Raw genomic sequence first — 6040 nt, 5'->3', positions numbered from 1 at the left:
CTACGTCGGGCCGAGCCTCTTCCCGTGAGCCGGCCTCTCCCCGTGATTAAATCCTTTCCCGTGAGTTGGCAGGACACACCCCGTATGGAGGCGCGTTAGCGGCGTGTCCTGCCAACTCAACGAGAGAGAGGGTGGGCGTCAGGCGGCGATGTACCCGTTCGGGTTCAGCACGTACTTGGTGGCCGCACCCTTGTCGAACTCCTCGTAGCCCTGCGGCGCCTCATCCAGCGGAATCGGCTTCGCGTTGACGGCCTTGGCGATGTGCGCCTTGTCATGCAGGATGGCCATCATGAGCTGACGGTTGTACTTCATGACCGGGCACTGGCCGGTGGTGAAGGACAGCGACTTCGCCCAGCCGGTGCCGAGTGAGAGCGAGAGAGAACCGACCTTCGCAGCCTCGTCGATGCCGCCCGGGTCACCCGTGACGTAAAGGCCCGGAATGCCCAGCGCACCGCCGGCAGCGGTGATCGACATCAGCGAGTTCAGAACGGTTGCGGGCGCCTCGTGGGAGGCGTCCTTGCCGTGACCACGTGCCTCGAAACCAACGGCATCAACACCGCAGTCCACTTCCGGCACCCCGAGGAGCTGTTCGATCTGGTCCTTGGGGTCACCCTTGGAAACGTCCACCGTTTCGCAGCCGAAGCTGCGTGCCTGCGCCAGGCGCTCCTCATTGAGGTCCGACACAATGACGACGGCGGCGCCCAGCAGTTGTGCGGAGAGCGCAGCAGCGAGTCCAACCGGACCCGCGCCCGCGATATACACCGTGGACCCGGTGGTAACCCCGGCGGTGTACGCGCCGTGGTAGCCAGTGGGGAAGATATCGGACAGCATGGTCAGGTCCAGGATCTTCTCCAGGGCCTGGTCCCGGTCCGGGAACTTGAGCAGGTTCCAGTCGGCGTACGGCACGAGGACGTACTCGGCCTGGCCTCCCACCCAGCCGCCCATGTCCACGTAGCCGTAGGCGCTCCCCGGGCGGTCCGGATTGACGTTGAGGCAGATGCCGGTCTTGCGTTCCTTGCAGTTGCGGCACCGGCCGCAGGAGATGTTGAACGGAACCGAACAGATGTCGCCCTTCTTGATGAACTCGACATCGCTGCCCACCTCGACCACTTCGCCGGTGATTTCATGGCCGAGCACCAGGTCCGTCGGGGCGGTGGTGCGTCCGCGGACCATGTGCTGGTCGGAGCCGCAGATGTTGGTGGCGACGGTCTTCAGGATGACGCCGTGGTTCACTTTCCTGCCGACGTTCGCGGGATTGACGCCCGGGCCATCCTTGAGCTCGAACGTCGGATAGTCGGTATCGATGATCTCGACCTTGCCTGGGCCCTTATAGGCCACAGCCTTGTTTCCTGACATGGTGATCCTTCCGAGTTTGGTGGGCGTTCGTCTTCGAACGTCCCTTCCGCAAGGCCCTGCCGACCCCCATCGTCAACGGTGGGCCCCGCCGCCAGTCTAGGTCCGGAAAGCGAATCAGTATACCGATTTGATAAACATTCCACTCGTGCAAAAACACGCCCCACGGGGCTTCATCGTGGGGCGTGTTCGCGGGGAATTCAGTAGCCGTAGCTACAGTGCGCGGTCTCCCCGGTGCCGCATCATGTAGGCGATTCCGAGCCCGCCGGCGACGACGCCGAGAATCAGGTTCAGCCAGTTGGTGGATGCGTTCGTGGACAGGATGTTGGCAGCGGAATTACCAACAATCAGCCCGTAGAGCCACATGACCAGCAGGACCACGCCGCTTCCAATCAGGAAATTGCGCGCCTGGTTGACTCCACGGCTCATCCAGATACCGGCGGCCGCCATGGCGAGATACACCAGGCTGAGCAGGACGGACACCTGGAAAGCGCCCAGGAGCATTGCCTCGGATCCGGAGGCGAACGCCATGGAATCGTATTGGGTGGTGATGCCCGGAATGAGCCCGAGAACCCCCACCAGCAGGAAAACTACTCCCATCCCCATCGATGCGCTGCGAACGTGGTCGCGCGTCACATGGAAATCATGCGCGTGGTGTGATGCGGTAGTCATCTCCCCTCCTAGTGTGTGAATATGACTCTTCGCTGTGCCGCGAGGCGTCAGGAGAGGCGCACCGCGGGCACCGCCGTTGGAGGAGCGCAAAACGCGCTCAACCAGCAGTTACAGTTTACTGCTGGAATACCCACCTGATAAGGGAAAACAATGGTTGAGACAGCACTGATCACGGGCGCCACGGCGGGACTGGGAGCGGAGTTCGCCGAGCAACTCGCGGCGCAGGGAAGCGCGCTGGTGCTGGTGGCCAGGAATGCGGAGCGGCTCGGGGAAAAAGCCGCTGCCCTCCGCTCCCGCTTCGGCGTGTCAGTCGAGGTGCTGGCGTCGGACCTGCACGACGACGACGGCGTCAGCCGCGTCCTCGCCCGCCTCCGTGATGATTCAAATCCGGTGTCCATCCTGGTCAACAACGCGGGCTACGGACTGCCTCACTCCTTCGAGGAAAACCCCCTCGCGGACGAACTGAACCATGCTGCAATCCATCTCACCGTCCCCCTGGCGCTCAGTCACGCTGCCCTGCAGGGAATGCTCGCACGGGGGACAGGCCGGATAGTCAATGTAGCCAGCGTCGCCGGTTTCACGCCGCGGGGCAGCTACAGCGCGCTGAAGGCGGCGATGATCAATTTCAGCCGGTGGGCCAACTTCACCTACCGCAAGCGCGGCGTCACGGTGATGGCGCTCTGCCCGGGCTTTGTCCACACCGAATTCCACCAGCGCATGGGAATGGACAAGGCATCGGTGCCCCGATGGATGTGGCTTGATGCGAGGGATGTCGTTCGGGCGGCGCTGAAGGACCTTTCCACCGGCAAGGCCGTTTCCATCCCCAGCCGGCGCTACAAGGTGCTGGCCTTCATCGCGAGGAATGCGCCGTCGTCGTTGGTCGCCACTCTCGCCGTGCGCGGCAGGTGAGCGGCTGTGTGGGTGGGGTTTGTTGAGTTCGACCTTCTGCTCGGAGACGTGCACTCTCTGAAGGGGAAGCGGTCACTGGTCCGGCCGCTGGTTGCCGAAGTGCGGCGCCGTTTCGACGTGTCCGTGGCGGAGGTTGATTCACAGGACCTGCATCGCCGCGCCACCGTCGGCGTAGGGCTGGTGGCGGGGGACCGCAGGCATGTGGTGGAGGTGCTCGATGCTGTGGAGCGGTTCGTGGCCGGTAGACCGGAACTTGAACTTTTGAGTGCTCGACGCCGAATTGTGACCAGTGAGGATTAACCACACAGCAAGCGGGCTTATTACCATGGGATGGTCGAGGCGTACTTACAAGGAGGTAAGAGCGTGTCTGGATATTTCAAGCTGGTGGACGCCCATGATCACGGCTATCGGCTCAAACTGATGGCCGATGACGGAACCCTGATTGCGGTTTCTGCCTATTTCCCCACCAAACAATCTGCGGTCGAAGGTATCGACGCCATTCGCGAGATCGCAGGCACAGGTCCGGTCATGGACCATACCCGCAAGGATCACTCCCACCGCGAACAGGCCCGCCCGGAGCCGGCCCATCAGCAGGCACCGAAGCGACGCATCTCTGCCTGAACGGAGTCGACGAGCGAGTAGGGAGATGATTGGCGTCGGCATCACCGGCACGGCCTTCGACATTGTGGGCCAAAACATCGCCGGTCTCGGCGCCACTGAGCATGCGTTCGAGCTCGCTGCCGCGATCGGATCGCGGCTCCGGGAGGCTAAAACCCTTGTCTGAGCAGTTCCGCCGGCCGGTCACCATCGGGATCAGCACCAAGATGTACCTTGGCTACGCCGCATCCTGCGCCTGGCTCGAGGAAGTGGCGCGGGTGGCGAAGGCGAGTACGGCGGTACAGGACGGCCGGGTGGAACTGTTCGTGGCGCCGTCGTTCCCGGTGCTTGAGACCGCGCTTCGGCTGATGCGGGGCACCGCCGTCAAAGTAGCGGCGCAGAACGCGAGCGACCAGGATTCCGGCGCCCTGACCGGCGAGGTCAGCCCGGCATTCCTCGCCGAAATGGGGGTGCAGCTGGTTGAACTGGGACACGCGGAACGGCGTCGGCACTTCGGGGAGGACGACGGCGTGACTGCCGCGAAAGTGGTTGCCGCCCAGCGGAACGGACTCACGCCCCTGCTGTGCGTCGGCGAGCTGGAGCGGACCTCCGTGGAGGATGCCGCGCAGTTCTGTCTGGAACAGGTGGCGACCGCCGGCGTCGGGGCCACCGGTCCGGCACCGGTTCTCGCGTACGAACCGGTGTGGGCTATCGGAGCCGCCGAGCCGGCCGGCGCCGGGCATGTCCGAGCGGTGGTGGCGCGGATGAAAGCTGAACTGCCCGACGGCGTAAGCGTCATCTACGGCGGGAGCGCCGGCCCCGGGCTGCTGCCGCGCCTGCAGCCGGAGGTGGACGGACTGTTCCTGGGCCGCTTTGCACACGATCCGCGGAATCTTGAGCGCGTTCTTGCTGAGGCTGCTGCCGAATGGGTGGACTTCCCTTAGCGCCAGATTATCTGTACGGTTGTTATGCGCCGGTTGCCCCCCAACCGGTGCGTAAGTGCCGGCACCCGCACGCATCCCCCATTCGTGCGGCTGCCGGCACCACGCTTTAACGCCCGGTCGATGAGCGGCGGGCGTGAGGGCTCCGCGTTGCTACGGTAAACGCATGACTGCCCAACCTGCCCGGCTCCTCCTCGACATCGACACCGGAATCGACGACGCCGTCGCCCTCCTCTACCTGCTGGGCGCACCGGAGGTGCGGATCGAGGGAATCACCTGCACCGCCGGCAACGTGTCAGCGAAACAGGTTGCCGCAAACACGCTCGCTGTGCTCGAACTCGCCGGGATGACCGGCATCGAGGTGGCCCTTGGGCGGGAAATACCCCTGGAAATTCCACTGGTCACCACCGAGGAAACCCACGGCGACCAGGGACTCGGCTACGCCGTGCTTCAGCCCGCCCGGCAGCAGGTATCAACCCGCTCGGGGGTCGATCTCTGGGTGGAGGCGGCCCGCGCCAACCCCGGCGAACTCACCGGACTCGTCACCGGTCCGCTCACCAATCTTGCGCTCGCCATCCGCCAGGAACCGGACCTGCCGCACCTGCTCAAAGGGCTGGTGATCATGGGCGGCTCATTCAACTACCAGGGCAACACCACGCCGGTGGCGGAGTGGAACACGCATGTGGACCCGCACGCCGCCCGCGAGGTCTACGCCGCATACGAGGGCGTGCCGGTCGACAGGCTGCCGATCATCTGCGCCCTGGAAACCACCGAACGCATCGAGTGCCGACCGGAACATCTCGAGCGGCTGTCCGTCGCGGCAGGACTGGCGCCGGAACTGCTTTCCACCGACGACGCCGACGGGCTGCGCAGCGCCTCGCCCAACCCGGTCATTGCCTTCCTGTCCGATGCGCTCCGGTTCTACATGGAGTTTCACCGGCTCTACAACCAGGGCTACATCGCCCACCTCCACGACCTTTTTGCGGCCATGGTTGCCACCGGCGAAGCGCGTTACACCGCACGGGAAGCGCACGTCGACGTCGAGACCGAGTCAGCGCTGACCTTCGCCCAGACCGTGGGGGACTTTGCCGGCTTCCGCAAGCTTCCGCCGAATGCACGGGTGGTCACCGGAAACCACCCCGAGGAAGTCTTCGACCTGATGATTTCCCGGATCGGCCGGCTGGCACGGAGAACGCCCGAACGGTCCGAAGTTTCCGGGCAGGGGTAGCCTGTCCGGAAAAGTGCCTGCACTGCAGGCAACGCATGCGATGACAGCGGAATGCATGCTGCATGCACGTTCCAGAACGTGACCCGTCCGTCGGCTCCCGGTAGACTGGGGAGCTGCCGGCGGACTCCGCCGGCCTGCGCCGAGGTGACATGAGGTGCGCTTCCCACGTCAATGTTTTCCCGTGCGTAAGGATCGCCATGAACTCCTCCCTGACGCTGCCCTCCGAGACCGCTGCGCCATCGACGCGCCGGATTCTTCTGGTTGCGGGCGCAGCGGTCATCGCCGCCACCTACCTGTATCTGGTTCTCGTCCAGCCCGCCGAAATCGCCGGCGGGGCGGG

At 64.6% G+C, this 6040-nt stretch carries 8 protein-coding genes; 6 read left to right on the top strand and 2 right to left on the bottom strand.

From position 1 onward, the window contains the following. Positions 1 to 138: 138 nt before the first annotated feature. Together fdhA and X803_RS0107130 are read right to left on the bottom strand one after the other, a co-directional pair. Positions 139 to 1356: a formaldehyde dehydrogenase, glutathione-independent gene (fdhA, locus tag X803_RS0107135; RefSeq protein ID WP_026544610.1), complete on the bottom strand. Its 1218-nt coding sequence runs from the start codon at positions 1354 to 1356 to the stop codon at positions 139 to 141. Between the two features lie 210 nt (positions 1357 to 1566). Beyond that, on the bottom strand, positions 1567 to 2025 hold the full coding sequence (locus X803_RS0107130; RefSeq protein WP_026544609.1) for a DUF4383 domain-containing protein: 459 nt from the start codon (positions 2023 to 2025) through the stop codon (positions 1567 to 1569). 150 nt (positions 2026 to 2175) lie between these two features. Here X803_RS0107130 and X803_RS0107125 point away from each other — a divergent pair, with 150 nt between their 5' ends. The 6 genes from X803_RS0107125 to X803_RS0107100 all read left to right on the top strand — a co-directional run bounded on the left by X803_RS0107125 (position 2176) and on the right by X803_RS0107100 (position 5700). Further along, positions 2176 to 2934 carry an SDR family NAD(P)-dependent oxidoreductase gene (locus X803_RS0107125; protein ID WP_026544608.1) on the top strand — a complete coding sequence of 253 codons (759 nt, stop codon included), beginning with the start codon at positions 2176 to 2178 and terminating at the stop codon, positions 2932 to 2934. Positions 2935 to 2940: 6 nt separating this feature from the next. Next, the gene (locus X803_RS0107120; RefSeq protein WP_026544607.1) at positions 2941 to 3234 is read left to right on the top strand and encodes a DUF503 domain-containing protein; all 294 of its coding nucleotides are present in this window, start codon (positions 2941 to 2943) and stop codon (positions 3232 to 3234) included. 63 nt (positions 3235 to 3297) lie between these two features. Further along, positions 3298 to 3555: a YegP family protein gene (locus X803_RS18405; protein ID WP_051470553.1), complete on the top strand. Its 258-nt coding sequence runs from the start codon at positions 3298 to 3300 to the stop codon at positions 3553 to 3555. Positions 3556 to 3580: 25 nt separating this feature from the next. After that, the gene (locus X803_RS22190; RefSeq protein WP_162149199.1) at positions 3581 to 3718 is read left to right on the top strand and encodes a hypothetical protein; all 138 of its coding nucleotides are present in this window, start codon (positions 3581 to 3583) and stop codon (positions 3716 to 3718) included. After that, positions 3711 to 4475, top strand: coding sequence for a triose-phosphate isomerase family protein (locus X803_RS0107105; protein WP_026544606.1), 765 nt, complete (start codon positions 3711 to 3713; stop codon positions 4473 to 4475). Before X803_RS22190 ends, X803_RS0107105 begins: the two co-directional genes overlap by 8 nt. A gap of 163 nt (positions 4476 to 4638) precedes the next feature. After that, positions 4639 to 5700, top strand: a complete 1062-nt coding sequence (locus tag X803_RS0107100) for a nucleoside hydrolase (protein WP_026544605.1) — start codon at positions 4639 to 4641, stop codon at positions 5698 to 5700. Positions 5701 to 6040 lie beyond the last annotated feature (340 nt).

The organism is Arthrobacter sp. 35/47 (genome assembly GCF_000520475.1).
Classification (GTDB): domain Bacteria; phylum Actinomycetota; class Actinomycetes; order Actinomycetales; family Micrococcaceae; genus Arthrobacter_D; species Arthrobacter_D subterraneus.
This window is presented reverse-complemented; position numbering and strand designations above follow the sequence as displayed.